Annotated in this window: 1 protein-coding gene; it reads right to left on the bottom strand. The window is 66.5% G+C overall.

What is annotated here, in order from left to right:
* Nucleotides 1-299 (bottom strand): recombinase family protein (locus tag L979_RS13980; RefSeq protein WP_047692874.1); only part of this gene is annotated, 299 nt, incomplete at its 3' end.
* Nucleotides 300-388 lie beyond the last annotated feature (89 nt).

The raw sequence follows: 388 nt of genomic DNA, 5'->3' as shown, positions 1-388 counted from the left end.
TACACCGATCCGGCGATGCTCAGCTTCACTTCCCGCGCCGCGAGGTCGTCGGCGATCTGGTGGGCATCACGGACCGAACGCGCCAGCCGATCGAGCTTGGTGACCACGAATGTATCGCCGTCCCGACACGCTGCCAGCGCCTGCTGCAGGCCCTCACGGTCGGCGTTGCGGCCCGTGAGCCCGTGATCGACGTAGATGCGCTTGGGATCGACGCCGAACGCCGCGAGTCCGTCACGCTGCGCGGTCAGGCCCTGCTCGTCGGTGGAGACTCGGGCATAGCCGACCTTCAAGGGGGACATGCTCCCCAGTGTGTCATATAACCTCCCTTCACCGGACAGTTCACCGGACGGGTCTTACGGGACAGCCCGCCAGGCGTGCCGTCGTTCCT

It is taken from the genome of Kocuria sp. ZOR0020 (assembly GCF_000800955.1).
Lineage (GTDB): Bacteria > Actinomycetota > Actinomycetes > Actinomycetales > Micrococcaceae > Kocuria > Kocuria subflava.
The sequence above is the reverse complement of the archived record's forward strand: the minus strand, read 5'-3'. Positions and strand labels throughout refer to the sequence as shown.